The 25,015-nt window shown below is 62.9% G+C and carries 23 protein-coding genes; 22 read left to right on the forward strand and 1 reads right to left on the reverse strand.

Annotated elements, in window-relative coordinates; translation table 11 throughout:
• The first annotated feature begins 6 nt into the window (after window positions 1–6).
• The 13 genes from AC3FLX_RS14260 to AC3FLX_RS14320 all read left to right on the forward strand — a co-directional run bounded on the left by AC3FLX_RS14260 (window position 7) and on the right by AC3FLX_RS14320 (window position 14,853).
• Window positions 7–918, forward strand: a complete 912-nt coding sequence (locus AC3FLX_RS14260) for an alpha/beta hydrolase (protein ID WP_488697516.1) — start codon at window positions 7–9, stop codon at window positions 916–918.
• Between the two features lie 90 nt (window positions 919–1,008).
• Window positions 1,009–2,676, forward strand: coding sequence for a GMC family oxidoreductase (locus tag AC3FLX_RS14265; protein ID WP_488697518.1), 1,668 nt, complete (start codon window positions 1,009–1,011; stop codon window positions 2,674–2,676).
• A gap of 310 nt (window positions 2,677–2,986) precedes the next feature.
• Window positions 2,987–3,760, forward strand: a complete 774-nt coding sequence (locus tag AC3FLX_RS14270) for an ABC transporter ATP-binding protein (protein ID WP_488697519.1) — start codon at window positions 2,987–2,989, stop codon at window positions 3,758–3,760.
• 1 nt (window position 3,761) lies between these two features.
• Window positions 3,762–4,487 (forward strand): ABC transporter ATP-binding protein, encoded by a 726-nt coding sequence (locus AC3FLX_RS14275; RefSeq protein WP_488697521.1) that lies wholly within the window; start codon window positions 3,762–3,764, stop codon window positions 4,485–4,487.
• A 100-nt stretch (window positions 4,488–4,587) separates the two neighbouring features.
• A complete protein-coding gene (locus tag AC3FLX_RS14280) occupies window positions 4,588–5,796 on the forward strand; it encodes an ABC transporter substrate-binding protein (protein ID WP_488697523.1) in 1,209 nt (402 codons plus the stop codon).
• Window positions 5,797–5,957: 161 nt separating this feature from the next.
• The gene (locus AC3FLX_RS14285) at window positions 5,958–6,842 is read left to right on the forward strand and encodes a branched-chain amino acid ABC transporter permease (protein ID WP_488697524.1); all 885 of its coding nucleotides are present in this window, start codon (window positions 5,958–5,960) and stop codon (window positions 6,840–6,842) included.
• A complete protein-coding gene (locus AC3FLX_RS14290) occupies window positions 6,842–7,885 on the forward strand; it encodes a branched-chain amino acid ABC transporter permease (RefSeq protein ID WP_488697526.1) in 1,044 nt (347 codons plus the stop codon). Before AC3FLX_RS14285 ends, AC3FLX_RS14290 begins: the two co-directional genes overlap by 1 nt.
• A 345-nt stretch (window positions 7,886–8,230) precedes the next feature.
• The gene (locus AC3FLX_RS14295) at window positions 8,231–8,731 is read left to right on the forward strand and encodes a hypothetical protein (RefSeq protein WP_488697527.1); all 501 of its coding nucleotides are present in this window, start codon (window positions 8,231–8,233) and stop codon (window positions 8,729–8,731) included.
• Window positions 8,732–8,811: 80 nt separating this feature from the next.
• Entirely contained in the window at window positions 8,812–9,570 is a 759-nt protein-coding gene (locus AC3FLX_RS14300; protein WP_488697529.1) for a sulfite exporter TauE/SafE family protein, read from the forward strand.
• A 301-nt stretch (window positions 9,571–9,871) separates the two neighbouring features.
• Window positions 9,872–11,020: an ABC transporter substrate-binding protein gene (locus AC3FLX_RS14305; RefSeq protein ID WP_488697530.1), complete on the forward strand. Its 1,149-nt coding sequence runs from the start codon at window positions 9,872–9,874 to the stop codon at window positions 11,018–11,020.
• Window positions 11,021–11,190: 170 nt separating this feature from the next.
• Window positions 11,191–12,243: a branched-chain amino acid ABC transporter permease gene (locus tag AC3FLX_RS14310; protein WP_488697531.1), complete on the forward strand. Its 1,053-nt coding sequence runs from the start codon at window positions 11,191–11,193 to the stop codon at window positions 12,241–12,243.
• Window positions 12,244–12,246: 3 nt separating this feature from the next.
• Window positions 12,247–14,100 carry a branched-chain amino acid ABC transporter ATP-binding protein/permease gene (locus tag AC3FLX_RS14315; RefSeq protein ID WP_488697533.1) on the forward strand — a complete coding sequence of 618 codons (1,854 nt, stop codon included), beginning with the start codon at window positions 12,247–12,249 and terminating at the stop codon, window positions 14,098–14,100.
• A gap of 9 nt (window positions 14,101–14,109) precedes the next feature.
• Window positions 14,110–14,853, forward strand: coding sequence for an ABC transporter ATP-binding protein (locus AC3FLX_RS14320; RefSeq protein ID WP_488697534.1), 744 nt, complete (start codon window positions 14,110–14,112; stop codon window positions 14,851–14,853).
• 102 nt (window positions 14,854–14,955) lie between these two features.
• Here the strand turns inward: AC3FLX_RS14320 and AC3FLX_RS14325 are convergent, their stop codons facing one another.
• Window positions 14,956–15,876, reverse strand: coding sequence for a LysR substrate-binding domain-containing protein (locus AC3FLX_RS14325; protein ID WP_488697535.1), 921 nt, complete (start codon window positions 15,874–15,876; stop codon window positions 14,956–14,958).
• Between the two features lie 125 nt (window positions 15,877–16,001).
• On the opposite strand from AC3FLX_RS14325, the gene AC3FLX_RS14330 reads away from it, so the two are divergent.
• The 9 genes from AC3FLX_RS14330 to atpE all read left to right on the forward strand — a co-directional run bounded on the left by AC3FLX_RS14330 (window position 16,002) and on the right by atpE (window position 24,986).
• Window positions 16,002–17,018 carry a Bug family tripartite tricarboxylate transporter substrate binding protein gene (locus AC3FLX_RS14330; RefSeq protein ID WP_488697537.1) on the forward strand — a complete coding sequence of 339 codons (1,017 nt, stop codon included), beginning with the start codon at window positions 16,002–16,004 and terminating at the stop codon, window positions 17,016–17,018.
• Between the two features lie 3 nt (window positions 17,019–17,021).
• A complete protein-coding gene (locus tag AC3FLX_RS14335) occupies window positions 17,022–17,912 on the forward strand; it encodes an N-formylglutamate amidohydrolase (protein WP_488697539.1) in 891 nt (296 codons plus the stop codon).
• A 223-nt stretch (window positions 17,913–18,135) separates the two neighbouring features.
• Window positions 18,136–20,091 (forward strand): tRNA uridine-5-carboxymethylaminomethyl(34) synthesis enzyme MnmG, encoded by a 1,956-nt coding sequence (mnmG, locus tag AC3FLX_RS14340; RefSeq protein ID WP_488697541.1) that lies wholly within the window; start codon window positions 18,136–18,138, stop codon window positions 20,089–20,091.
• A 21-nt stretch (window positions 20,092–20,112) separates the two neighbouring features.
• Complete coding sequence (gene rsmG / locus AC3FLX_RS14345; RefSeq protein WP_488697543.1) at window positions 20,113–20,799, forward strand: 16S rRNA (guanine(527)-N(7))-methyltransferase RsmG; 687 nt, start codon at window positions 20,113–20,115, stop codon at window positions 20,797–20,799.
• Window positions 20,800–20,884: 85 nt separating this feature from the next.
• Window positions 20,885–21,658: a ParA family protein gene (locus AC3FLX_RS14350; protein WP_488697545.1), complete on the forward strand. Its 774-nt coding sequence runs from the start codon at window positions 20,885–20,887 to the stop codon at window positions 21,656–21,658.
• 32 nt (window positions 21,659–21,690) lie between these two features.
• The gene (locus AC3FLX_RS14355; RefSeq protein WP_488697547.1) at window positions 21,691–22,584 is read left to right on the forward strand and encodes a ParB/RepB/Spo0J family partition protein; all 894 of its coding nucleotides are present in this window, start codon (window positions 21,691–21,693) and stop codon (window positions 22,582–22,584) included.
• Window positions 22,585–22,983: 399 nt separating this feature from the next.
• Window positions 22,984–23,511, forward strand: a complete 528-nt coding sequence (locus tag AC3FLX_RS14360; RefSeq protein ID WP_488697549.1) for an ATP synthase subunit I — start codon at window positions 22,984–22,986, stop codon at window positions 23,509–23,511.
• A gap of 284 nt (window positions 23,512–23,795) precedes the next feature.
• Window positions 23,796–24,665 (forward strand): F0F1 ATP synthase subunit A, encoded by an 870-nt coding sequence (gene atpB / locus AC3FLX_RS14365; protein ID WP_488697551.1) that lies wholly within the window; start codon window positions 23,796–23,798, stop codon window positions 24,663–24,665.
• A 54-nt stretch (window positions 24,666–24,719) separates the two neighbouring features.
• Window positions 24,720–24,986, forward strand: a complete 267-nt coding sequence (gene atpE / locus AC3FLX_RS14370) for a F0F1 ATP synthase subunit C (protein WP_008650162.1) — start codon at window positions 24,720–24,722, stop codon at window positions 24,984–24,986.
• Window positions 24,987–25,015 lie beyond the last annotated feature (29 nt).

The raw sequence follows: 25,015 nt of genomic DNA on the forward strand, positions 1-25,015 counted from the left end.
ATCGGGATGGAGCAACCTGTGATGGCCACCAGCATGCCTGGAACAACCGAAGCGAGCACCCCGGCAACCGAATCGCGCCAGCGCATGCGCGATGGCACGGAACTGCTGCTGCGCACCTGGCTGCCAGACCCGCAACGATATCCCGAGCCACTTGGCACGGTACTGCTGGTGCACGGGCTGGCCGAGCACAGCGGGCGCTATCCACACGTAGCCGCCGCTCTGTGCGCGCTGGGGCTGCGCGTGCGCGCATACGATCATCGGGGTCATGGCGCCAGCGGTGGCCCGCGCATGGTGGTTCCCAATCCGGACAGTTATCTGGATGACCTGGCCGAGATTTACGATGCCGCCGTACGGCAATGGAACGAGCTGCCGATCGTGCTGGGTCACAGCATGGGCGGACTGGTGGCGGCGCGCTTTGCCACGGCACGTGTGCGGCCCATCCGTGCCTTGATCCTGTCTTCTCCCGCGCTGGCGCTGGCTTTGTCCAACGGCATGCTCACGCTGCATCGCGTGCTGCTGGCGCTGGCGCCGCGTGTGCGTGTGCCGAATCCAATCGATGCCCGGCTGCTGTCGCATGATCCGGAAGTGGCGCGTGCCTACCGCACCGATCCGCTGGTGCAGGGCACCATCAGTGCCAGCGTGCTGGAATCGTTCATTCGCGGGATGGCGCAGGCGCAGGCCGACGCCCCGCGGCTGGAAGCGCCGATGCTGATGCTCGTGGGCGGCGCCGACCGCATCGTCGACGCGCAGGGCAGCCGGACGTTCTTCGACAACGCACCCGAGGATTTGCGCGACATGGTCTGGTTCGACACTGGCTACCACGAGATCTTCAATGAAGCCGAGCCACTGCGTGGCGAGGTCTTTGCTGCACTGGCCGACTGGCTGCGCCGACACCTGGAGTCTCAGGCAAAGCCCTGACGACGACCGCGGCCAAGTCGTGCGATGATGCCCGGCATTCCGACAAGAAAAAAAACGCGCCCTCAGGGCCAACCAAAGGATGCAAGGGATATGGAGACGTACGACTACATCATCGTGGGTGGTGGTTCGGCCGGCTGTGTGCTGGCCAACCGCCTGACGCAGGACGCCGATGTCAATGTGCTGTTGCTGGAAGCCGGTGGCAAGGATGACTATCACTGGATCCATATCCCGGTCGGCTATCTCTACTGCATCGGCAATCCGCGTACTGACTGGCTCTATCGCACCGCCGAGGAAGCCGGCCTGAATGGCCGCTCGCTGGGCTATCCGCGAGGCCGGGTGCTGGGCGGATGCTCATCGATCAACGGCATGATCTATATGCGCGGCCAGCGCGAGGATTACGACGACTGGGCGCGCCTTTCCGGTGACGATGGCTGGCGGTGGGACAACGTGCTGCCGCTGTTCAAGCGCAGCGAGGACCATTACCGTGGCGCCAATGCCTTCCACGGCGCGGGCGGCGAGTGGCGCGTGGAGGCGCAACGCCTGCACTGGGACATTCTGGAGCGCTTTATCGAAGCCGCCGAACAGGCCGGCATTCCACGTACCGACGATTTCAATCGCGGCGACAACTTCGGCGTCGGCTATTTCGAGGTGAACCAGCGGCGCGGCATTCGCTGGAATACGGCCAAGGCGTTCCTGCGCAAAGCATCCGATCGGCCCAACCTGACCATCGTCACGGGCGCGCAGGTCAGTGCGCTGGTCTTTGACACGCCGGACGGCCGCCGCTGCACCGGTGTGCAATACCTGGGTGGCGGGCAGCAACTGGAAGCACGTGCCACGGAAGAAGTGATTCTTGCCGCCGGTGCGATCAATTCACCGCAACTGCTGGAGCTGTCGGGCATCGGTCAGCCCGAGCGTCTGCAGGCGCTGGGCATTCGCGTGCGCCATGCGCTGCGCGGCGTGGGCGAGAATCTGCAGGATCACCTGCAGTTGCGCACGGTGGTCAAGGTGCAGGGCGTGCGCACGCTCAATACCCGCGCGTCGAAATGGTGGGGCAAGCTCGGCATCGGCCTGCAGTATGCGTTCAACCAGAGCGGGCCGATGAGCATGGCGCCGTCGCAGCTCGGCGCCTTTGCGCGCAGCGACGAAAGCCAGGCGCGCGCCAACGTCGAGTATCACGTGCAGCCGTTGTCGCTGGACAAGTTTGGCGATCCGCTGCACAGCTTCAACGCATTCACGGCCAGCGTGTGCAACCTGCGTCCGACATCGCGCGGCAGCGTGCATATCGAGGATGCGGATTTTCGGCGTGCGCCACGTATCGCGCCCAACTATCTTTCCACCGCCGAAGATCGCAAGGTCGCGGCGGACTCGATCCGGCTCACGCGGCGCATCGTTGCATCGCCGGCGCTGGCGCCGTACCAGCCGGCCGAATGGCTGCCCGGTCCGGCGTTCCAGACCGACGAGCAACTGGCCGAAGCGGCAGGCGCGATCGGCACCACGATCTTCCATCCAGTCGGCACATGCCGCATGGGCGACGCCGACGATGCCGATGCGGTGGTCGACAACCGGCTGCGTGTGCGCGGTATCGCCGGGCTGCGCGTGGTGGATGCGTCGGTGATGCCGCTGATCACGTCGGGCAATACGAACTCGCCGACGATCATGATCGCGGAGCGTGCCAGCGACATGATTCGTGCCGACCGGCGCGCTCGCGCGAGCGGTGCAGCAAATACCCCCGAAATCATCACGCCGGTATCGGCATAAGGGTCTTCCACGATACGTGGCGAAGCCGTTGGCCGCGGACGTCGGTGCGGCTTCGCACATCGCATTGCCGTCACGTGGAGAATGTATTAAGCCTAGTGCAAACCCCGATGTTTTGCGACGCAGCAGGCGCACACAATAGTCGCCGGTATACGGTGCCGCTACCTTCACTTGGCGCACCGGCCAACGCGGTAGCCGCACCGATTTCCCAATACCTATAACGCGGCAATCATGGCGACAAAGCGCCGGAGTTCGAACCATTGTCAGTAGCCGGGCACAACCTGGCATGCAGCAAGAGGGCGGGCAGGAGACTATGACTCAGGAAATCATCCTGGAAACGAAGAACCTCACGAAGGAATTCAAGGGGTTCACTGCGGTGAGCGACGTCAACCTGCGCGTACGTCGCGGCTCGATCCATGCATTGATCGGACCGAACGGCGCGGGCAAGACCACCTGCTTCAACCTGCTCACCAAATTCCTGGAGCCCACCACGGGCACCATCCTATTCAACGGCATCGACATCACGCGCGAAAAGCCCGCACAGATTGCGCGGCGCGGCGTGATCCGGTCGTTCCAGATTTCGGCCGTGTTCCCGCACCTGACCGTGCGCGAGAACGTGCGCATCGGCCTGCAACGCCAGCTGGGTACCGCATTCCAGTTCTGGCGCAGCGAGCATTCGCTGGACGTGCTCGATGCGCGCGCGATGGACCTGCTCGATCAAGTGGGCCTGACCGAATTCGCCGAGACCACCACCGTCAATCTGCCGTACGGCCGCAAGCGCGCGCTGGAGATCGCCACCACGCTGGCGATGGAACCCGAGCTAATGCTGCTGGATGAACCCACGCAGGGCATGGGCCACGAAGACGTGGATCGCGTGACGCAGCTGATCAAGAAGGTTTCCGCCGGCCGCACGATCCTGATGGTCGAACACAACATGAACGTGGTGTCGTCGATCGCGGACAAGATCACGGTGCTGCAGCGTGGTGCGATTCTGGCCGAAGGCCCGTACGCCGAAGTATCGAAGGACCCGCGTGTGATGGAAGCCTATATGGGTACCGTCGACGCCGAACTGCAGGGGGCGCACTGAGATGAGCACCAACGCATCCAACACGCCCGCACTCGAAATCAAGGACCTGCACGCGTGGTACGGCGAATCGCACATCCTGCACGGCGTGGATCTGACCGTGAACCGTGGCGAAGTGGTGACGCTGCTGGGCCGTAATGGCGCCGGCCGTACCACCACGATGCGCGCGATCATGGGACTTACCGGTGCGCGCAAGGGATCGATCAAGGTCAACGGTCACGAGACTATCGGCCTGCCGACGCACAAGATCGCGCACTACGGTATTGGCTACTGCCCGGAAGAGCGCGCGATTTTCTCGTCGCTGTCGTGCGAGGAAAACCTGCTGCTGCCGCCCGTGCTGAAGGGCACGGACAAGGGCATGAGCGAGGCCGAGATCTACGAGATGTTTCCGAACCTGCGCGAGCGCAAGCAGAGCCAGGGCACGCGGCTTTCCGGCGGCGAGCAGCAGATGCTTGCGGTGGGTCGCATCCTGCGCACGGGCGCGAACCTGCTGCTGCTCGACGAGATTTCCGAAGGGCTGGCGCCGGTGATCGTGCAAGCGCTGGCGCGCATGATCCTGATGCTCAAGAAGAAGGGCTACACCGTGGTGATGGTGGAGCAGAACTTCCGCTTTGCGGCGCCGCTGGCCGACCGCTTCTACGTGATGGAGCACGGCACGATCGTCGAGCGCTTTGCCGCCGACGAGCTGCAGGCAAAGATGCCGGTGCTGAACGAACTGCTTGGGGTCTGATCCGACGCGCCTTACCGGCGCCAGGGTCGCACGATTTATCGTCATCAACGATTGGCAGGAACGGGTGGCGTTGCGCGCCGCCGCAACTCAGGAGACAAACATGAAAATGACTCGGCTGGCTGTCGCAGTGGCAGCAACTGTCTTTGGTGCGTTTGCAGGCAGCGCTTCGGCGCAGGTGTCGAACGACACGGTGAAGATCGGCTACATCACCGATCTCTCCGGTCTGTACGCCGATATCGATGGCCCGGGCGGCCTGGAAGCCATCAAGATGGCTATCGAAGATCACGGCGGCAAGGTGCTGGGCAAGCCGATCGAGCTGGTCTCGGCCGATCACCAGAACAAGGCCGACATCGCCGCCTCCAAGGCGCGCGAATGGATGGACCAGCAAGGGCTTGACCTGCTGGTGGGCGGCACGAACTCCGCCACCGCACTGGCCATGAACAAGGTCGCGCAGGAAAAGAAGCGCGTCTACATCAACATCGGTGCCGGCACGGCGCGCCTGACCAACGAAGAGTGCTCGCCGTACACGGTGCACTACGCCTATGACACCGTGGCCCTGGCCAAGGGCACGGGCAGCGCCGTGGTGAAGCAGGGCGGCAAGAAGTGGTTCTTCCTGACCGCCGACTACGCCTTCGGCCATTCGCTCGAAAGCGACACGGCAGCCGTGGTGAAGGCCAACGGCGGCACGGTGGTGGGCCAGGTGCGCCATCCGCTGTCGGCGTCGGACTTCTCGTCGTTCCTGCTGCAGGCACAGGCGTCGAAGGCCGACATCCTGGGCCTGGCGAATGCCGGTGGCGACACGATCAACTCGATCAAGGCCGCCAAGGAATTCGGCATCACCAAGAACATGAAGATCGCCGGCCTGCTGATGTTCATCAACGACGTGCACAGCCTGGGCCTGAAGAACACCGAAGGCCTGCTGATGACCGACAGCTGGTACTGGGACATGAACGACGACACGCGCAAGTTCGCGAACCGCTTCTTCGGCAAGATGAAGAAGATGCCGAGCAGCTTGCAGGCCGCCGACTACTCGTCCGTCAGCAACTATCTGAAGGCAGTGGAAGCCGCCAAGACCGACGATCCGGACAAGGTCATGGCCGAGCTGAAGAAGATGAAGATCAACGACTTCTACAGCAAGGGTCAGATCCGCGCCGATGGCCGCTTCGTGCACGACATGTACCTGATGCAGGTGAAGGCACCGGCTGACTCGAAGAAGCCGTGGGACTACATGAAGGTCGTGACCACGATCCCGGGCGACCAGGCGTTCACGACGGTGGCCGAATCGAAGTGCCCGGTCCTGAAGAAGTAAGACGTGTTGTTTTGCTCCCTTCTCTCGCCGCGCGGGAGAGGGGCAGGGGGAGAGGGCTGGCGGTTTCAGTGAGACAGATCTCAATTTGAGCCGCTGACCCTCTCCCTCAATCTCTCTCTCACGTGTGGGAGAGGGGAGATACAGACAAGCATTCGACGCTCATGGATATTTTCGGAATTCCGCTACCCGCCATGCTGTCCCAGCTATTGCTGGGGTTGGTCAATGGCGCTTTCTACGCGATGCTGAGCCTGGGGCTGGCCGTGATCTTCGGCCTGCTCAACGTGATCAACTTCGCGCACGGTGCGCTTTTCATGCTCGGGGCCGTGCTGGCCTGGGCGGGCATGGAATACGCCGGACTCAATTACTGGGTGATGCTCGCGCTGTCGCCCATCATCGTCGGCGTGATTGGCGTAATCATCGAGAAGACGATGCTGCGCTGGATCTACAAGCTCGACCACATCTATGGCCTGCTGCTGACGCTGGGCATCACGCTTGTGATCGAAGGGGTGTTGCGTTCGATCTATGGCGTGTCCGGCCTGCCGTACTCGCCGCCCGACGCGCTGCAAGGTGCCACGGATCTGGGCTTCATGATCCTGCCGAACTATCGCGCCTGGGTGGTCGCCGCATCGGTGGTGGTCTGCCTTGCCACGTGGTTCGTGATCGAGAAGACCAAGCTGGGCGCCTACCTGCGTGCCGGCACCGAGAACCCCAAGATGGTGGAGGCGTTCGGCGTCAACGTGCCGTTGATGGTGACGCTGACCTACGGCTTTGGCGTGGCGCTGGCGGCGTTTGCCGGCGTGCTGGCGGCGCCGGTGATCCAGGTGTCGCCGCTGATGGGCCAGAACCTGATCATCATCGTGTTCGCCGTGGTGGTGATCGGCGGGATGGGTTCGATCATGGGTTCGATCATCACGGGCCTTGGCCTCGGGGTGGTTGAAGGTCTGACCAAGGTGTTCTATCCGGAAGCATCGTCGACCGTGGTGTTCTTCATCATGGTGATCGTGCTGATGCTGCGCCCGGCCGGGCTGTTCGGGAGGGAAAAGTAATGAGCGGACAGACTGGACAGACTGCCGTGGCAGTCGAAGCCAAGGGTTTCAGGGAAGGAACGGCCTTGCAAAAGAAATTGCTGTACGGCCTGCTGTTGCTGGGCCTGATCGTGGCGCCGCTGGCGGGTGCGTACCCGGTGTTCGTACTGAAGGTGATGTGCTTTGCGCTGTTTGCATGCGCGTTCAACCTGTTGATCGGCTTCACGGGCCTGCTGTCGTTCGGCCATGCAGCGTTCTTCGGTGGCGCGGGCTACGCGGCCGGCCATGCGATGAAGGTTTGGGGGGTGACGCCGGAACTGGGCCTGCTGTTCGGCACGTTGTCCGGCGCGGCGATCGGGTTGGTGGTGGGCTGGCTGGCCATCCGCCGCCAGGGCATCTACTTCTCCATGATCACGCTCGCGCTGGCGCAGATGCTGTTCTTCGTCTGTCTGCAGGCGCCGTTCACCGGAGGCGAAGACGGGCTGCAGGGCATTCCGCGCGGCAAGCTGTTCGGTGTGCTGTCGCTGTCTGATGACATGACGCTGTACTACGTGGCGCTGGTCATCATCGTGGCGGCATTCGCGCTGATCGTGCGCACCGTGCACTCGCCGTTCGGCCAGATCCTGAAGGCGATCCGCGAAAATGAGCCGCGCGCGATTTCGCTCGGTTACGACGTAGACCGCTTCAAGCTGCTGGCCTTCGTCATCTCGGCCGCGCTGTCGGGCCTGGCTGGTGCCACCAAGGCGCTGGTGCTGGGCTTTGGCACGCTGACCGACGTGCACTGGTCGATGTCGGGCTCGGTGATCCTGATGACGCTGGTGGGTGGCCTGGGCACGCTGTCCGGCCCGATCGTGGGTGCGTTCGTCGTCGTCGCGCTGGAAAACAAGCTGGGCGACATCGGATCGTTCCTGGCCCATCTGACCGGAATCAGCTGGTTCAATGCGCTGGGCGAGTCGGTGACGATGGTGACGGGCATCATCTTCGTGATCTGCGTGCTGACGTTCCGCCGAGGCATCATGGGCGAACTGATCGCGCTGACCAGCCGGAAAACCGGCCAGAAGTAGCCAGCCAGCCGAGTGAAGATGGGGCGACATGCCCGATTTTGGGGCTAGGGTTATTGCTGACTTGTTTCATACGCACCGGTTCGTTACATTGCATATACGGTTTTCGCAGGTTACTTGGAGGCGGAAGCGAGGAGACGACAGGCGCGCACCCGGTGTCGGGTAGCAGCAGCCAATACGATAAAGAGGCGTTGCTGGGTGATCCCCGGCAACGCCTTTTTCATTTTCCGCCCCCGAAAACGCCTGCCCCGGCACCTGGATTTTGTCCGGGTGCAGACTGATGCATCTTCGGCATGACCGCCCGCCAGCCCGCATGAGACAATGCCGGGCAGCATTCCCCGGCTTGTCATGTCCCTCCCATCCGATTCCCCGAATTGTCCCGAAGTGCAGCAATGGGTACGCGCCGCGATCAGCGCCGATGGCCCGTCCATTGACGCTTGGCTGAACGCACGCGCGCCGCTGCCGGTTCCCGAGGCTCGCGCGCGGCGACTGTCTCTCGATGCCTTGCTGGAGCAGGGCGGTCACGGCATCTGCCTGGCAGGCGGCACCAACGCGGGGCAGGACACGCTGGTCTGCCTGATGCCGGTCACGCTGGTCCAGAGCCTGGCGCTCGGCGGGCGCGTGGCGATGGTGGCCGAGTGGTGGCCGCCGGCAGCCGCATCATCCGAATCCTGGCGGGACGCATGCTGCGCGGTTCTGGCCGACTGGTGCCGTGCGCACGGCATCCGGCACGTTCTGTTGGCACCCGGTCTGGTGGCTGACGCCGCGCGGCCGCCGGAAGGCTTCCAGCGCGATGCCGATGGCTTGTGGCGGCGCAGTCTGGTGCCCACTCCCAAACGCTTGGGCTGATCCGCTACCGCAGTACGTTCCCACTTCGACCTTTTCTCAAACCCGCTCGACGCCCCCCGACATTTTTCGACTGTCCATTCATGGAGTTTGTGTTTCTGGCCGCGGCCGCCTTTCTGGCCGGCTTGATCGACGCCGTTGCGGGCGGGGGTGGATTGGTGCAGGTGCCCGCGCTGTTTTCGACTTATCCGAACATGTCGCCGGCCACGCTGATCGGCACCACCAAGGTTGCGTCGCTGGCAGGCACATCCAACGCGGCCTACCGCTATGGACGCAAGGTGCGGATCTATTGGGGCGCCACCGGACCGGCGATGCTTGCCGCCTTTGTATTCGCGATGGCTGGCGCGTGGACGCTGACGAAGATCCCCGCCGAGCCGCTGCGCAAGGCGCTGCCGTTCGTGCTGCTGATACTGCTGGCCTATACGGTTGCAAAGAAGGATCTCGGCACCGATCACGCACCGGCATTGTCGGGTTCGCGCGAGCGCGTGGCTGCGCTGCTGGCCGGCGCTGCAATCGGTTTCTACGACGGCGTGTTCGGGCCGGGTACGGGCAGCTTCCTGATGATCGTGTTCGTGCGCGTGTTCGGCTACGACTTCCTGCATGCGTCGGCATCGGCAAAGATCGTCAACCTGGCCACGAACCTGGCCGCGCTGTTGTTGCTGGCATCCAAGGGCCACGTCTGGTGGCAGCTTGGCATCGTCATGGCATTGGCCAACGTCGCGGGCAGTCAGGTGGGCAGCAAGCTGGCGCTGCGCCACGGCAGCCGCTTCGTGCGCAAGGTGTTCATCGCGGTTGTCAGCGCACTGATCGTCAAGACCGCTTACGACGCGTTCGTGCGTTGAAAACCCTCGACTGTTGCGCCTGTGCTGCTGCGGGTTAATCCCGCCTTTTCGTATCACATCGCTGTGTTAGACTCGATTCGCATTCCCGACCGAGCGGTCGGTGAATGCAGCTGCGCAATCCGGGGGTAATGGCGCAGGACGGGAAAAACGGGACGAACTTCGATGTTCCCGGCTAGATCGGATGCCAGCGCTGCATCCGCCAAAGAGCCTGCCAGAGTGGGCCACAAAAAAACTGAAGGCATCCGCCGGCCGGAAGCCGGCGGGTGCCTTTTTCCGTTTTTGGAACCGAAGGAGACAAGCCATGACGTTCAAGCGCGCCAGCTTGCTGGCGCTTGCCGCCGCCAGTCTTTTCGCAGGTGCGGCCAGCGCCCAGGTGAAGGTCGGGGTCACGGTATCGGCCACGGGGCCCGCCGCATCGCTCGGCATCCCCGAGAAGAACACCTTCACGTTGCTGCCCAAGGAAATCGCCGGCAAGAAGATCGAGTACATCGTGCTCGACGATGCCACCGATACGACCACGGCGGTCAAGAACACGCGCAAGCTGATCAGCGAAGACAAGGTGGACGTGGTGGTGGGATCCACGGTCACGCCCAACTCGCTGGCGATGGTGGACGTTGCGGCGGAAAGCGAAACGCCGATGATCTCGATGGCCGCATCGGCCCGCATCATCGAGCCGATGGACAGCAAGCGCGCGTGGATCTTCAAGACGCCGCAGAACGACTCTCACATGGCTACGGCGCTGGCCGAGCACATGACCAGCAACAACGTGAAGACGGTGGCCTTTATCGGCTTCGCGGATGCTTACGGCGATAGCTGGGCGCAGGAGTTTGCCAAGGTCGCCGAGATGCGCAAGATCAAGGTGGTGGCCAACGAGCGCTTTGCGCGCACCGATAACTCGGTGACGGGCCAGGTACTCAAGATGATGGGTGCCAACGCCGATGCGGTGCTGATCGCAGGCTCGGGTACGCCCGCGGCGCTGCCGGTCAAGGCACTCAAGGAGCGCGGCTACAAGGGCAAGATCTACCAGACGCACGGCGTGGCGAATCCCGACTTCCTGCGTGTGTGCGGCAAGGACTGCGAAGGTACGTTCCTGCCGGCCGGCCCGCTGCTGGTGGCCGAGCAGTTGCCGGACAGCAACCCGGTGAAGAAGCCGGCCATGACCTACAAGACCGCCTATGAAAAGGCGTTCGGCGGACAGGTTTCCACCTTCGGCGGGCATGCCTGGGATGCTGGCCTGCTGTTGCAGAACGCCATTCCGGAGGCACTCAAGAAGGGCCAGCCTGGCACGAAGGAATTCCGCAAGGCACTGCGCGATGCACTGGAGCAGACCAAGAACCTGCCGGTATCGCACGGCATTATCAACATGAGCCCCACCGACCACCTCGGCATGGACCAGCGCGCGCGCGTGATGGTGCAGATCGTCGATGGCAAGTGGAAGCTGCAGAAGTAAGCCGGCAACACGATCGGCTGGCAGGGGTCGGGCTGGAGCAGCGAAGCACAGGAGGGCGCATGGCAGACCATGCGCCCTTTTTTTGCCCGCGTTGTTCTGCCATCCCCTAGGCATCGCGGAGCGCAGTCACTAAGCTGACGTAGCGTATCCGCATATAACACGGGCAGACAATGGACCTTTCGATTGCGGCCATTCTGGCGCAGGACGGCATCACCTCCGGCGCGATCTACGCGTTGCTGGCACTGGCGTTGGTGCTGGTGTTCTCGGTGACGCGCGTCATCTTCATTCCCCAGGGCGAATTCGTGGCATACGGTGCGCTGACGCTGGCCGCGATGCAGGCTGGCCACGCGCCGCAGACCACGTGGCTGCTGCTGGCGATGGGCGTGCTGACATTCATCTACGATGGCGTGGCGGTGCTGCGCAGCCCCGAGTTGCGCCTGACCGCACCACGCAGGGTCCTGATCCTGGCTGGCAAGTACCTGCTGTTTCCGGGAGCGGTGCATCTGCTCGTGCAGCAGTACGGCGGCATGCCGTTGCCGATGATCGTGCAGATCGCGCTGACGCTGCTGATCGTGATTCCGCTCGGACCGATGCTCTACCGGCTGGCCTATCAGCCGCTGGCCGAGGCGAGCACGCTGGTGCTGCTGATCGTGTCCGTCGGCGTGCACTTTGCGCTGGTGGGACTCGGCCTTGTGATGTTCGGCGCGGAGGGGTCGCGCACGAATCCGTTTTCCGAAGCGCGCTTCGAGGTTGGCAGCCTTAGCGTTTCCGGCCAGAGTCTGTGGGTGGTGGCGGTGTCGGCGCTGTTGATCGCCGCGCTGTACTTCTACTTCGAACGCACGCTGCAGGGCAAGGCACTACGCGCGACGGCCGTGAACCGGCTGGGTGCGCGGCTGGTGGGTATCGGCACCACGCAGGCAGGGCGGCTGTCGTTCACGCTGGCGGCGGCGATGGGCGCGCTGTGCGGCATCCTGATCGCACCGGTGACCACGGTCTACTACGAATCCGGCTTCCTGGTCGGCCTCAAGGGTTTTGTGGGCGCCATTGTCGGCGGCCTGGCCAGTTACCCGGTGGCGGCGCTGGGTGCGCTGCTGGTGGGACTTCTCGAATCGTATTCGTCGTTCTGGGCGAGCGCCTTCAAGGAGGTCATCGTCTTCACGCTGATCATTCCGGTGCTGCTGTGGCGATCGCTGACGAGCAAGCACGTCGAGGAAGAGGAATAGGCCATGACGATGCTGACCAACAAGCCGTTGGAGAAGAACGCGCAAACGCAAGCCGAACCTGCATCGCACTCGACGGGTGCCATGCGCAACCGGGTACTGACACTCGCATTCGTGATCGTGCTCGCGCTGCTGCCCGTGCTGCCGACGCCGGAATTCTGGATCACGCTCGGCAACTATATCGGGCTATACAGCATCGTGGCCATCGGCTTGGTGCTGCTGACCGGCGTGGGCGGCATGACGTCGTTTGGACAGGCCGCGTTCGTGGGGCTGGGTGCCTACAGCACCGCGTATCTGACCACGCAGTTCGGACTGTCGCCGTGGCTCGGGCTGATCGTGGGGATGGTTATCACGATGGCGTCGGCCTACGTGATCGGACTCATCACGATGCGCATGTCGGGCCACTACCTGCCGCTGGCGACGATTGCGTGGGGCCTGTCGCTGTTCTTCCTGTTTGGCAACCTTGAGTTCCTGGGCAAGTACGATGGCCTGAACGGAATCCCCGTGCTGTCGTTCCTTGGCATCGAGCTGCAATCGGGCAGGTCGATGTTCTATCTGATCTGGGCCGTGGTGTTGCTGGCCGTGCTGGCGATGCAGAACCTGCTGAACTCGCGGCCGGGGCGCGCCATCCGCGCGCTCAAGGGCGGCGGCACGATGGCCGAGGCGATGGGCGTGAACACCGCCTGGATGAAGGTGGTGATCTTTGTCGTGGCCGCGATCCTCGCGTGCGTGTCCGGCTTTCTCTACGCGCATCTGCAACGCGCGGTGAATCCCACACCGTTCGGCCTCAACTACGGCATCGAGTACCTGTTCATGGCCGTTGTCGGCGGCGTGGGCCACGTGTGGGGCGCGGTGCTTGGCGCGGGCATTCTCACCATCCTCAAGGACGTGCTGCAGGGTCTGCTGCCCCGGCTGCTGGGCAGCACCGGCAACTTCGAGATCATCGTGTTCGGCGTGCTGCTGGTGCTGCTGTTGCAGTACGCGCGCGATGGCATCTGGCCGTTCCTGCGCAGGCTGATGCCATCGGGTCCGCCGGTCGTTGCGCCCACGCATGCGGATGCGTTGCCGGTGCGCGAGAAGCCCACGGCAGGCGAGCTGATTCTCGACGTGCGCGCGGCGCGCAAGCAGTTCGGCGGATTGGTTGCCGTGAACGACGTGAGCTTCCAGGTACGCGCGGGAGAGATCATCGGTCTCATTGGTCCGAACGGTGCCGGCAAGTCCACCACGTTCAATCTGGTGACCGGCGTGCTGCCGCTTACGCGCGGCGAGGTGCGCTATCGCGGAGAGGTTATCTCGGGCCTGCCATCGCGCGAGATCGTGAAGCGGGGTGTAGGCCGTACGTTCCAGCATGTGCACTTGCTGCCGACGATGACGGTGCTGGAAAATGTGGCCATCGGCGCGCATCTGCGTGGCGATTTTCGCGCGCAGGGAGGCGTGGCCGCGGCGATCCTGCGCATGAACCGCGCCGAGGAAGAGAAGCTGTTGTTCGAAGCAAAGCGCCAGCTTGAACGTGTAGGTCTGGCCGACTGCATGTACATGGAAGCGGGCAGCCTTGCGCTGGGCCAGCAGCGCATTCTCGAAATCGCGCGAGCGCTGTGCTGCGATCCTGCGTTGCTGCTGCTCGATGAACCGGCGGCGGGGCTGCGCTACAAGGAAAAGCAGGCGCTTGCCGAACTGCTGCGCAAGTTGAAGGGCGAGGGCATGAGCGTGCTGCTGGTGGAGCACGACATGGACTTCGTGATGAACCTGACGGACCGACTTGTGGTGATGGAGTTCGGTACGCGCATCGCCGAAGGCGTGCCGGAAGACGTGCAGAAGGATCCGGCCGTGCTGGAAGCCTATCTCGGTGGTGTCGAGTAAGGAGTGGAGATGAGTCTGATTCTGGAGGTCAAGGACCTGCATGTCCGTTACGGCAAGGTCGAGGCCGTGCACGGCGCCAATCTGCAGGTACAGGCGGGCAAGATCGTCACGGTCATCGGGCCGAATGGCGCGGGCAAGTCCACCATGCTCAACGCGATCATGGGCGCGCTGCCGGTCAGCGGATCGGCCAGCGGCACCGTGCGGTATCTGGGCCACGATATGGCCGGCGTTCCCGTGGAGGGGCGGGTGGCACGTGGCATGTGCCTGGTGCCCGAGAAGCGCGAGCTGTTTGCCACCATGACCGTCGAGGACAACCTGCAACTCGGTGCGTTCCGCCGCAAGCGTGCCGGCGAGCGCAACTACCTGGACCAGATGAGCGTGGTCTATGACCTGTTTCCGCGCCTGAGGGAACGTGCGAAGCAAGAGGCCGGCACGCTCTCCGGCGGCGAACGGCAGATGCTGGCCGTGGGCAGGGCGCTGATGGCCAAGCCGCAACTGCTGATGCTCGATGAACCGAGCCTGGGGCTGGCGCCGCTGATCGTGAAGGAGATCTTCCACATCATCAGCAACCTGCGCCAGACCGGCGTAGCCACGCTGCTGATCGAGCAGAACGCAAGGGCCGCGCTGCAGGTGGCGGACTACGGGTATGTGGTCGAGACGGGCGACATGGCGATGGAAGGCGAAGCCTCGGCTTTGGCCAGCAATCCCAAAGTGATCGAGACCTACCTGGGATTGGCCAAGAAGGCGGCGTGACCGTATACGTATACGGTCTTCAAATAATATGGCCGATTGTGTGGCTATATTTATTCGCCGTAGCTATGTTGTTCACAAAACTATCCACAGTGTGGATAAGTCCTAGCGAAGCAGCGCCGTGATATCGTTCGCGGCGGCTGAAAGCAGCCATTCGCGGAAGGTATTCAGTGCCGGGTGGTCGCGCTTTTCACGTGGCGCGCACAGGAAATATCCACGGTTGAGGGTGACTGGCAGATCGAACGGCGCCACCACCTGACCGGCCTGCAACGCATCCCTGACAAGGCATCGCTGCAATACGGCCACTCCCATATCGGCCTTGACCGCCTCCAGCAGGATCGACACTTGATCGAATCCGCGCGCGAGTGTCGGCGCAGCATCGGGTACGCCTGTCGCTTGCAGCCAGTGCTGCCAGTTCCTGGGGGCAGTTGTGTGGAAAAGTAGCGGTTCGCCCATCAGGTCGGCGGGAGTTTTCCACAGATTTGCGACTCGCCTGGCATGGGCGCGAGCCGGGTGGCAGATGGGTACCATTTCCCGGCCAATCACGTAGTCGACCTGCCATCCCGGCCATTGGCTCGCTTCGCCCGTCAGGATGGCGGCGTCGGGCTGGGCGCCCGAAAAATCCTCGTCGCGGCGGTACGGTACGAAGTCGAGCCGGATATCGGGGTGCTTGCGATGGAAGTCGGGCAGGCGAGGTACCAGCCACACGCTCGCCAGGGTAGGTACGGCCGACACCGTCAGGTGATGCCGGCGGTCTTCGCCAAACATCGCCGCGCTGGCGCTTTCCAGCGCCGCCAGCGGCTCCGCAATGGCGTCCAGGTACGCGCGCCCCGCCTCAGTCAAAGTCAGCCGGTGCGCATTGCGATGTATCAGAGGCTGTCCGAAATGCGCTTCCAGCCGGGCGATGGCGCGGCTGATGGCCCCCTGTGTCACGCATAGCGTCTCGGCCGCGCGTGTGAAGCTGCCGAGCCTCGCGGCAGTGGGAAACGCATGAAGCTCGGACATCGAGGGGGAACGTATACGCATGCCAGCCAGCATGATCTTTGGTAATGGAACCGTGCAATATAGTCGTTTGTGCCAGGTCGGTAAACTCTCGAAACTCCCTGCTCGGTACCCAAGATTCGAGAACGAAGAGCGAGGAGTTTGATTCCATGAAACGAGCCAGGAACGCCCACGGCACGCGCCGTCGGCTGGTGTTTTCCACAATGTTGTCCACAGCCCTCGCCGCTGCGCTGGGTGGTGTTGCCGCGCCGGTTTTCGCGCAGTCCGGCTACCCCAGCAAGCCGATCCGACTGATCGTTCCGTTCGCGGCGGGCGGCACCACGGATCTGTCGGCGCGCCTGGTTGCCGAGTTCGCCGGGCGCGAATTGGGCCAGACTATCGTGGTCGACAACAAGGGCGGGGCAGGCGGTTCCATCGGCATGGAGCAGGTTGCCCGTTCCGCGCCCGATGGCTACACGATCGGCATGGCCACGGTCAGCACGCACGGCTCGAACCCGGCGGTCTACCCGAAGCTGGGCTACGACCCGATCAAGGACTTCGCACCGGTCACCAACGTGGCGGCAATTCCGAGCGTCTTTGCCGTGCATCCCAGCGTACCCGCCAAGACGATGCAGGAGTTTGTGGCGCTGGTGAAGGCCAATCCCGGCAAGTACACATTCGCATCGCCCGGTGCTGGCTCGCTTGGCCACGTCAACATCGAGAACTTCATGATGCTGGCGAAGATCGACCTGCTGCATGTGCCGTACAAGGGCGCGGGGCTTGCCCTGAACGACGCCCTGGCAGGGCAGGTCAACGCCATCACCGACAACCTGTCGTCGACGCTCCCCCACGTGAAAGCAGGCCGGCTCCGCGCGCTGGCGGTACTGGGCGCACAACGCTCCCCGCAGCTGCCGAACGTACCGACCTACGGCGAGTTGGGGTACAAGGACATGGGCGAGGGCGGCTGGTTCGGCATCGTGGCACCGGCCGGCACGCCGCAGCCTGTGATCGATAAGCTGAATGCCGCCATCCACAAGGCCATGCTGAACCCGGAGTTCAAGCGCAAGATCGAGGAATCCGGCGGCACGCTCGTACCGACCACCCCGGACCAGTTCAAGGCACAGATCCAGCAGGCAATGGCCCGCTACGCCCGTGTGGCCAAGGCCGCCAACATCAAGCTGGATTAAGCGATGACGAAGTTTGAAGTTCAGTCCCAGGCGGTGGTGGGCGATGCGCCTTCCGGCCCGTTCACCCTTGCCTTGCCGGAAGCTGAAGCGCTGCCGCTGGTCTGCGATTCGCCGCACAGCGGCGTCTACTACCCGGCCGACTTCAACGCGACAGTACCTCTGCAGCGGCTGCGGGGAGGGGAGGATACCCACATCGATACGCTGTGGTCCGCCATTCCCAAGGTTGGGGGCACGCTGATCGGCGCCACGTTCCCGCGCGTCTACATCGATCCGAATCGGACGCTGGAAGACCTCGACCCCGAACTGCTCGTGACGCCTTGGCCGACGTTGCTTTCTCCGGGTGAAAAGACGCGCCTTGGCTACGGCCTGATCTGGCGGAAGCTGGACGCGGCAACGCCAATCTACGATCGCCAGCTGACGGTGTCGGAGGTGCAGAACCGTATCGAGCGCTACTACCGTCCGTACCACGAGGCGCTGGCACAGGCGGTTGACGGTGCCTACGATCGCTTTGGAGCGCTCTGGCACCTGAACCTGCACTCGATGCCCAACAACGCCTACGAGCGGCTCAAGATCGACAGTGCGCGCCCGCTGGCCGACTTCGTGCTCGGCGACCGCGACGGCACGACGTGCGAGCCTGGCATCGTGGATCTGATCGAAAGAGAACTCACGGGCATGGGCTACACGGTGGCACGCAACGATCCGTACAAGGGCGTGCAATTGATTGCCCAGATTGGGCGGCCGGCCGAGGGACGGAATAGCCTGCAGATCGAGATCCGTCGCCCGCTCTATATGGACGAAGCGAGCAAGGTGCCAAATGCGGGTTTCGAGACGTTGCGACGAGATCTGGCAACGCTCAGTACGCAGATTGCCGGATATATCCGCAGCCAGATCTGACCCATGTTTCACGTGAAACAGCCGCGGTAGAAGAGGCCCCGTGAAAGTGGGGCCTTTCTTATTTGATCCGAGTGTTTCACGTGGAACACACTCATTGATCTCGGGGGTACCGTTCGCGCCATGTTTCACGTGAAACACCGTGGCGGGCATCGTGGGGAAAACGAATGCCGCTATAATTCGGCATCCTGATTTTTCCCGCCCGACCTCCCGGAGGAGGTGTCCCATGCTTTACCCAAAAGAATTCGACGTCATTGTCGTCGGCGGTGGTCACGCCGGCACCGAAGCAGCCCTTGCAGCCGCGCGCATGGGCTGCCAGACGCTGCTGCTCACGCACAACATCGAAACGTTGGGTCAGATGAGCTGCAATCCGTCGATTGGCGGCATCGGCAAGGGGCATCTGGTCAAGGAAGTGGACGCGCTGGGCGGTGCAATGGCCGCCGCCACCGATGAGGCGGGCATCCAGTTCCGCATCCTGAATTCGAGCAAGGGACCGGCCGTTCGCGCCACACGTGCCCAGGCCGACCGCGTGCTCTACCGCAAGGCAATCCGCACCCGGCTGGAAAATCAGCCGAATTTGATGCTTTTCCAGCAGGCCGTCGACGACCTGATGGTGGAGGGCGACCGTGTGGTGGGCGCCCGGACCCAGGCGGGCATCGATTTTCGCGCCCGTGCGGTGGTACTGACAGCGGGTACCTTCCTGGACGGCAAGATCCATGTGGGCCTGGACAACTACACAGGCGGACGCGCGGGCGACCCGGCAGCGGTGTCGCTGTCGGCGCGCCTCAAGGAACTCAAGCTTCCGCAGGGGCGCCTGAAGACCGGCACGCCGCCGCGCATCGACGGCCGGACCATCGATTTCTCGGTCATGGAAGAGCAGCCGGGCGATCTGGACCCGGTGCCGGTGTTCTCGTTCCTCGGCAATCCTGCGCAACATCCCGAGCAGCTGCCGTGCTGGATCACCCATACCAATAGCCGGACGCACGACATCATCCGCGGCGGCCTGGACCGTTCGCCAATGTACACGGGCGTGATCGAAGGGGTAGGGCCGCGCTACTGCCCCAGTATCGAGGACAAGATTCACCGCTTTTCGAGCAAGGAAAGCCATCAGATCTTCCTGGAGCCCGAAGGGCTGACGACCAACGAGTTCTATCCGAACGGTATCTCGACGAGCCTGCCATTTGATGTGCAGCTTGAGCTCGTGCACTCGATCCGTGGCCTGGAGAACGCACATATTCTGCGGCCGGGCTATGCCATCGAGTACGACTACTTCGATCCGCGCGGCCTGAAGTCATCGCTGGAAAGCAAGGCGATCGAGGGTCTGTTCTTCGCCGGACAGATCAATGGAACGACCGGTTACGAAGAAGCCGCCGCACAAGGTCTGCTGGCAGGTATCAACGCTGGCTGCTTCGTGCGCGAGCGCGATGCGTGGACACCGCGCCGCGATCAGGCTTATCTGGGCGTTCTGGTCGACGATCTGATCACGCGTGGCGTGACCGAGCCGTACCGCATGTTCACCAGCCGTGCCGAGTTCCGCCTGAGCCTGCGCGAAGACAACGCGGACATGCGTCTGACCGAATTCGGCCGGGAACTCGGTGTGGTGGATGACGTGCGCTGGGATGCTTTCAATCGCAAGCGCGATGCTGTTTCACGTGAAACAGAGCGCCTGAAAAGCACTTGGGTCAATCCGACAGTGCTGCCGGAAGCGGATGCTGTGCCGCTGCTCGGCAAGGCCATCGAGCGTGAGTATTCGTTGGCGGATCTGCTGCGTCGCCCGGAAGTCGGCTACGAGGCACTGGTTGCGCTGCAGGATGGCCGCTATGCCCCGGAAACGCCGCTGGCGGACGACGCCATGCTGGCGGAGCAAATTCGGGAGCAAATCGAGATCGGCATCAAGTACCACGGGTACATCGCACGCCAGGCCGCCGAAGTGGACAAGCTCGAAGCCAATGAGGCGACGAAGCTGCCGCTCGATTTCGACTACACGGAAGTGCGAGGCCTGGGCTTCGAGGTCAGCCAAAAGCTGAACCAGCACCGTCCGGAAACACTGGGCCAGGCTTCGAGAATCTCGGGTGTTACCCCGGCGGCAATCTCGCTGCTGTTGGTGCATCTGAAGAAGAAGGGCATGGGGCGGACTGCGCCGGCAGGAACAAAGGCCGGCAATGGTCAGGAGGCTGCCTGAGTGGGCGGCTACCGATACACCGTGACCGACGACGCTGCGCAACGCAAGCGTCTCGAAGCTGGACTCGACGCGATCGGGCTGGCATTGGCGCCGGCCCAGATCGACACGTTGTTTGCGTACCTGACGCTGCTGCGCAAATGGAACAGCGTCTACAACCTCACCGCCATCCGTCATCCCGACGAGATGCTGACGCATCATCTGCTGGATTCGCTCGCAGCCGTTCCGGCCCTGGCCGAAGCGGCGCGTAGTCAGGCCGTACCCGATGCTGCGCGGGGCAGGGTGCTCGACGTGGGTTCGGGTGGTGGCATGCCCGGCATGCCCCTGGCGATCTCGTGCCCGGACGTGTCCGTGCTGATGGTCGACATCGTCCAGAAGAAGACTGCATTCCTGACGCAGTGCCGTGCACAGTTGCACCTGACGAATGCCGCGGCGCACTGGGGGCCGGTCGAAAAAATCGAGGATGCTCACGGATATGCCGTGATCACGTCGCGTGCGTTTGCCGAGCTCACGGATTTCGTCAATCTTTCCGGCCACCTGGTGGCACCGGGCGGCAAGCTGCTGGCGATGAAGGGTGTTTATCCGCAAGCCGAGATCGATCGTATGGAAGAGGCTGGCCTGATGCAGACGTGGCAGGTCGAAGCGGTGCCCAAGCTGATCGTCCCCGAGTTGGACGCGGAACGACATCTTGTAGTGTTATCACGACGTTGAATTAACGTCGCAAGAATTTTCGATGCGTCATTCATCGCATGAATATGAATGGCACAAACAGGGCAAACAGGAGCTGCAAGCGCTTATGGCCAAGGTATTCGTGATCGCAAACCAGAAAGGCGGGGTGGGCAAGACCACCACCACGGTGAACCTGGCCGCTGGTCTGGCTGCGCAGGACCAGCGCGTGCTGCTGGTTGACCTGGACCCGCAGGGCAATGCGTCGATGGGTTCGGGTATCGACAAGCAGGCACTGGAACACAGCGTGTACCAGGTGCTGGTCGGGTTGTCCTCCGTGACCCAGGCGCGCCAGCGTTCGGAATCCGGCCGCTACGACGTGCTGCCCGCTAACCGCGAACTGGCCGGCGCCGAAGTGGAGCTGGTGGAGCTGGAGCAGCGGGAGCGCCGGCTCAAGCAGGCGCTTGCCGAGGTGGAGGACGAGTACGACTTTGTCCTGATCGATTGCCCGCCGTCGCTGTCGCTGCTGACGTTGAACGGCCTGTGCGCCGCGCACGGCGTGATCGTGCCGATGCAGTGCGAGTACTTCGCGCTCGAAGGGCTGTCCGATCTGGTCAACACGATCAAGCAGGTACACGCGAACCTGAACCGCGACCTTAAGGTGATTGGCCTGCTGCGCGTGATGTTCGACCCGCGCGTGACACTGCAGCAGCAGGTGTCGGCCCAGCTGGAGGCGCACTTTGCCGAGAAGGTGTTCAAGACCGTGATTCCGCGCAATGTGCGACTGGCCGAGGCACCTTCGTACGGCATGCCGGGCGTGGCATTCGATGCGTCCTCGAAGGGCGCCAAAGCGTATCTCGATTTCGGCGCGGAGATGATCGCGCGCGTACGCCAGCTCGGTTGAGCGGCACGAACAGACAGGGAAGGGTGGCGAGCATGGTGACCGCGAAGAAGAAGGGTCTGGGCCGGGGACTGGAGGCACTGCTGGGAGGTCCCGCCGAGATCGTCGAGACCGCGAAGCAGGAGGGCGCGCCCTCGGTGCTCAGCGTCAATCAGCTGCAGCCGGGCAAGTATCAGCCGCGCACGCGCATGGACGAAGGCGCGCTGCAGGAGCTGGCCGCCAGCATCCGGGCGCAGGGGCTGATGCAGCCGATCCTCGTGCGCCGCGTGGCCGAACCGGACCGCTACGAGATCATCGCCGGCGAACGGCGCTTCCGCGCCTCGAAGCTCGCGGGCCTGGACAAGGTACCGGTGCTGGTGAAGGACGTGGCCGACGAAGCCGCGGCCGCAATGGCGCTGATCGAGAATATTCAGCGCGAAGACCTGAACCCGCTGGAAGAAGCTCAGGGCATCATGCGGCTGATCCGTGAATTCAGTTTCACGCATGAGCAGGCCGCGGAATCGGTAGGCCGGTCGCGCAGCGCGGTGTCCAACCTGCTGCGGCTGCTGAACCTGGCTTCGCCGGTACAGACGATGCTGATGGCGGGCGATCTGGACATGGGTCACGCGCGCGCGCTGCTTGCTGTCGATGGCGCCAACCAGATCACGCTGGCCAACCAGATCGTCAACAAGCGGCTGTCGGTACGGGAAACGGAAAAGCTCGTCGCCTCGACGCTCAAGCCGTTCGACCTGAAGTCCCTCAAGCAGAAGCAGGGCAATGGCACACGCGATGTGGCGCGGCTCGAAGAAGAACTGTCGGACGCGCTGGGCCTGGCGGTGCAGATCAAGCTCGGTGCCCGCGGCAAGGGTCAGCTGACCATCCACTTCAATAACAACGACGCGCTCGACGGCGTGCTGACGCGTCTGCGCGAGCCAGCTACCAGCGCCTAGCCGTTTACGCCGTATACGGCAATTGTTTTACTGATGGAATTCGGAAGCTGTCGGCCCCACGCGACAGCCTTCCAGGCATGCACCATGTCGCCGCATGAATCTGCGCGATAACCGCACGTCACCCGTGGCGTGTCCCTTCGCGGTGCACGCCCTAACGGCTGCCAGCAGTGACGGATTCACCATCATGCACGCTATGGGGTGCGCAATCCGATTACGTTGTGCGTCATTGCCGCGCAATATCCCACCATCCATCATGAAGGCGTGATAGCAACCGTTGTGCGAAATTCACTGCAAGCTAACTGAAAGCAGATTGACTCACGTCTGCTATTGCTAATAGAATCGTGCGGTTTGAATTCTGGCCGGACGCAAAAAGTTCCGGCCTGGAACGAGGCTAGGCAGGTGGTGGTGCAAGACCGTCAGCAGGACAATTCGCAAGCCGGCAAGGCGCCCCGTGGCAGTCGTCGAGATGATGACTGGCGCGATGATTGGGATGATATCGCCGAGCGCGAAGATGAAGCTGTCGATCCGCTGTCGCGTGCCGAAGCGGTGAAGCTGCTTGGCGAGCGCGCATTGCGCCCGTCGCGCATGACACCTGGCAAGGTCGTAGTGGCACAGATCGCAGTGACGCTGCTGTCGGCCATCGCGTGGGCAGTGTTCGCGCGAGAGCAGGCACCGTCGGGCTGGTCGGCCTTCTTCGGCGGCATGGCATGTTTCGTACCCAGCGGCTTCTTTGCGCTGCGTCTGTACATGTCGCGCAAGCAGCCGTCGGTCGGCGGCCTGGTGGCCGGCGAGGCGATCAAGATCTTCGGCACCGTGGCATTGCTGGTGCTGGTGATCGTGCTGTACCGCGATTTGCGCTGGGTGCCGATGCTGGTCACGTTCCTGTTGGCGCTCAAGACTTATTGGGTGGCGCTCGCAATCCGCTAAGCGGAGATACGCGAATCCCGTCGCCCTTGGCAATGCCCGATGGCAATGCCACGGCGTGGGGTTCTGTCGCAGATGAGGCACCCATCCGGAATATCAAGGTTTAAACGCGCAGGGCGTCACAACGGTGAAGCGCTGCGTAAGTAAGGTTTTGCCCAGAACAATACGGTGGACTTGCCCAGGCGGTGACCGGTCATGTGACCGAAGGCCAAAGCAAGACGCATACCGGATGGCCGCAAGAGCGGACGCCGGAAACACAAATTTCGCAATATACCGATCGTTTCAACATGTCAGCTGAAGCTACTCAAGGCGCAGGGCACGTGCTCACACCCTCAGGCTATATCGCCGAGCACTTGCAGAACTTTAATTCGGTCGGCGGCAAGCAGCATTCCGTTGTCGACTTCAGCATCCTCAACTACGACACCGTGTTCTGGTCGGTGCTGTGCGGCGTCATCGCCGTGCTGTTCCTGTACATGGCCGCCCGCCGTGTGACCGCCGGTGTGCCGGGCCGCTTCCAGGCCTTCGTGGAAATGATCGTCGAGATGGTCGACGACCAGGCCAAGGGCATCATCCACGGCGACCGCTCGTGGATCGCCCCGCTGGCGCTGATGGTGTTCTGCTGGATCACCATGATGAACGCGATCGATCTGATCCCCGTGGATTGGGTCACCGGCCTGAACAACGTGCTGGGCATCTTCCACATCCATCTTCCGCACCACCGCGCAGTGGCCACGGCCGACCTGAACGGTACGCTGGGCATGTCGTGCTCGGTGCTGGTGCTGATGATCTACTACAGCTTCAAGATCAAGGGCGCGGGCGGCTTCATGCACGAGCTGTTCTCCGCACCGTTCGGCGCCAAGTGGTACCTGGCCCCGTTCAACCTGATCCTGAACATCATCGAATTCCTGGCCAAGGCCGTGTCGCTGGGCATGCGGTTGTTCGGCAACATGTATGCCGGCGAACTGGTGTTCCTGCTGATCGCACTGCTGGGTTCCATCTGGACGTTCAGCGCCGACCTGTCGGCTCTGGGCTTCATCGGGCACGTGGTAGCCGGCACCGTCTGGGCCATCTTCCACATCCTGATCGTTCTGCTGCAGGCATTCATTTTCATGATGCTGACGCTGGTGTACATCGGCCAGGCTCACGATCACCACTGATTTTTGGTTTTTTGGTTTTTTGGTTCTAAGTCTCTCTAAATTAAAGGAGTCATCATGCAAGCATATCTCGCCAACATCCAGGGTCTGACCGCTATCGGTATCGGCATCATCATCGGTCTGGGCGCTATCGGCGCCTGCCTGGGTATCGCCCTGATGGGTGGCAAGTACATCGAAGCGTGCGCACGTCAGCCTGAGCTGATGAACCCGCTGCAAACCAAGATGTTCCTGCTGGCTGGCCTGATCGACGCTGCATTCCTGATCGGCGTGGGTGTTGCAATGCTGTTCGCCTTCGCCAACCCGCTGCTGTCGGTCATTCAGTAAGTCTTTTCGGTCTGCATGATGCTGACGGG

Source organism: Cupriavidus sp. 291-E7, assembly GCF_057798835.1.

Excerpts from the sequence above, each read along its gene's own strand:
- AC3FLX_RS14260 (WP_488697516.1), top strand. The coding sequence starts at position 7 with ATGGAGCAACCTGTGATGGCCACCAGCATGCCTGGAACAACCGAAGCG.
- mnmG (WP_488697541.1), top strand. The coding sequence starts at position 18,136 with ATGCTTTACCCAAAAGAATTCGACGTCATTGTCGTCGGCGGTGGTCAC.
- atpE (WP_008650162.1), top strand. The coding sequence starts at position 24,720 with ATGCAAGCATATCTCGCCAACATCCAGGGTCTGACCGCTATCGGTATC.
- AC3FLX_RS14355 (WP_488697547.1), top strand. The coding sequence starts at position 21,691 with ATGGTGACCGCGAAGAAGAAGGGTCTGGGCCGGGGACTGGAGGCACTG.
- AC3FLX_RS14320 (WP_488697534.1), top strand. The coding sequence starts at position 14,110 with ATGAGTCTGATTCTGGAGGTCAAGGACCTGCATGTCCGTTACGGCAAG.
- AC3FLX_RS14265 (WP_488697518.1), top strand. The coding sequence starts at position 1,009 with ATGGAGACGTACGACTACATCATCGTGGGTGGTGGTTCGGCCGGCTGT.
- AC3FLX_RS14350 (WP_488697545.1), top strand. The coding sequence starts at position 20,885 with ATGGCCAAGGTATTCGTGATCGCAAACCAGAAAGGCGGGGTGGGCAAG.
- atpB (WP_488697551.1), top strand. The coding sequence starts at position 23,796 with ATGTCAGCTGAAGCTACTCAAGGCGCAGGGCACGTGCTCACACCCTCA.
- AC3FLX_RS14315 (WP_488697533.1), top strand. The coding sequence starts at position 12,247 with ATGACGATGCTGACCAACAAGCCGTTGGAGAAGAACGCGCAAACGCAA.
- AC3FLX_RS14295 (WP_488697527.1), top strand. The coding sequence starts at position 8,231 with ATGTCCCTCCCATCCGATTCCCCGAATTGTCCCGAAGTGCAGCAATGG.
- AC3FLX_RS14325 (WP_488697535.1), bottom strand. The coding sequence starts at position 15,876 with ATGCGTATACGTTCCCCCTCGATGTCCGAGCTTCATGCGTTTCCCACT.
- AC3FLX_RS14285 (WP_488697524.1), top strand. The coding sequence starts at position 5,958 with ATGGATATTTTCGGAATTCCGCTACCCGCCATGCTGTCCCAGCTATTG.
- AC3FLX_RS14335 (WP_488697539.1), top strand. The coding sequence starts at position 17,022 with ATGACGAAGTTTGAAGTTCAGTCCCAGGCGGTGGTGGGCGATGCGCCT.
- AC3FLX_RS14305 (WP_488697530.1), top strand. The coding sequence starts at position 9,872 with ATGACGTTCAAGCGCGCCAGCTTGCTGGCGCTTGCCGCCGCCAGTCTT.
- AC3FLX_RS14300 (WP_488697529.1), top strand. The coding sequence starts at position 8,812 with ATGGAGTTTGTGTTTCTGGCCGCGGCCGCCTTTCTGGCCGGCTTGATC.
- AC3FLX_RS14290 (WP_488697526.1), top strand. The coding sequence starts at position 6,842 with ATGAGCGGACAGACTGGACAGACTGCCGTGGCAGTCGAAGCCAAGGGT.
- AC3FLX_RS14280 (WP_488697523.1), top strand. The coding sequence starts at position 4,588 with ATGAAAATGACTCGGCTGGCTGTCGCAGTGGCAGCAACTGTCTTTGGT.
- AC3FLX_RS14330 (WP_488697537.1), top strand. The coding sequence starts at position 16,002 with ATGAAACGAGCCAGGAACGCCCACGGCACGCGCCGTCGGCTGGTGTTT.
- AC3FLX_RS14270 (WP_488697519.1), top strand. The coding sequence starts at position 2,987 with ATGACTCAGGAAATCATCCTGGAAACGAAGAACCTCACGAAGGAATTC.
- AC3FLX_RS14310 (WP_488697531.1), top strand. The coding sequence starts at position 11,191 with ATGGACCTTTCGATTGCGGCCATTCTGGCGCAGGACGGCATCACCTCC.
- AC3FLX_RS14275 (WP_488697521.1), top strand. The coding sequence starts at position 3,762 with ATGAGCACCAACGCATCCAACACGCCCGCACTCGAAATCAAGGACCTG.